At 44.6% G+C, this 1,503-nt stretch carries 1 protein-coding gene; it reads right to left on the bottom strand.

Annotated elements, in window-relative coordinates:
- Positions 1–50: 50 nt before the first annotated feature.
- Positions 51–1,448, bottom strand: coding sequence for a TldD/PmbA family protein (locus tag B9T16_RS28585; protein WP_006615992.1), 1,398 nt, complete (start codon positions 1,446–1,448; stop codon positions 51–53).
- Positions 1,449–1,503 lie beyond the last annotated feature (55 nt).

The raw sequence follows: 1,503 nt of genomic DNA, 5'->3' as shown, positions 1-1,503 counted from the left end.
GTGGGGGGGGTGTGTGGTGTGGTAGTGGCTTTTAGAGGCTTTTAATTAATTTATGATGCTTCTCCTCCCACAACCACATTACGGATACGCAAACTAGGGCCACCACAGCCTACAGGTAGCCCATTTTGACCTCCTTTTCCGCAACCTCCTGACTCATCCCAATAGAAATCATCACCAATTCCCTCAATATCCGCTAAAGTCGTAAACACATTACCAGATAGGGTAACATCCCGGACAGGTTCGGCTAATTTACCATTCCGAATCATACAGGCTTCCCCAGCACTAAAAGTAAACATTTCGCCGTTAGTCATTCCCCCTAACCAATTCCGTGCATAAACCCCCAATTTAATCTCACTAAACAAATCCTCGACGGGAGTATTTCCCTGTTCAATCCAAGTGTTAGTCATCCGTACTAAAGGGGGATAATGGTAATTTAAACAGCGAGCATTTCCTGTGGGATTTTCCCCTAATTTACCAGCAGTTTCGCGGGAGTGTAGCCGTCCGACTAATCGCCCATCTTTGATTAATTGAGTCTTAGTAGCGGGGGCTCCTTCATCATCATAAAAATAACTACCGCGATGTCCGGATGGAGATGCACCATCAAAAATTTGGAGGTTTTGCGGACCAAATTCTCGCCCTAAAGTCATGACTTCCAACAGGTCAGGATTTTCATAAGCCATATCTGCTTCGGAAAGATGCCCAAAGGCTTCATGAACGAATAAACCGGACAGAATTGGGTCAATAACTACGGTGTAAATATTTCCCCGGACGGGAGGTAAATTAAGAGAATTAACAGCACGTTTGGCGGCGCTGCGAACCTGATTATCAAGTTGGGTGAGGTCTTCATAGGCTGTTCTGGAACCGGTGGTTTCTCGTCCGGTTTGGACGGTTTCCCCGTGGCGGGCTGTGGCGGCAAAACGCATCTCCATATCTACCCAACCTTGTTCTAGTAAAGTCCCCTCAGACGTAGCGAGGAGCATCCGTTGAGTGCTATCATTATAGCTAACAGAAATGGTGGTAATTTTGTCATCAACACTGCGGAGAATTTCTCCATAGCGATCGCACAGTGTCTTTTTTTCGGATAGGGGAATTTGACGAGGATCGGAACCAGTCAGCGGTAAAATATAGCTATCTTGGATAATCGGAATGGGCGCGAGTATAGTTTCTTCAGTACCAATTAATCGCGCGGCTATAATTGATTCTTGAATCCGGTCTTCTAGCTTAGATAAATCATTAAAACTAGCAAAACCCCAACCGCCTCGATAACAAGCGCGTACCTGTCCCCCTAAAGACAAACCCTCACTCAAAGTTTCAATGCGATCGCCCCTTAATAAAATATTAGTTTCCTCTGATTCCTCAATTCGGATCGCTAAATAATCCACCCGATGACGATAGCGGGTAATTAAATCCTGGAGTATAGTTTTGACATCCGCAAAGGTAGTGTTCATAATAGATGACAATATTGATGAATCAGTAGGATTTTACTATAGCATTATTAGAGTC

The sequence above is a fragment of the Arthrospira sp. PCC 8006 genome (assembly GCF_046480465.1).
Taxonomy (GTDB): Bacteria; Cyanobacteriota; Cyanobacteriia; order Cyanobacteriales; family Microcoleaceae; genus Limnospira; species Limnospira platensis.
The sequence above is the reverse complement of the archived record's forward strand: the minus strand, read 5'-3'. Positions and strand labels throughout refer to the sequence as shown.

What these genes read in the sequence shown, in the direction of transcription:
- B9T16_RS28585 (WP_006615992.1), bottom strand. Translation starts at nt 1,448, where the DNA reads ATGAACACTACCTTTGCGGATGTCAAAACTATACTCCAGGATTTAATT.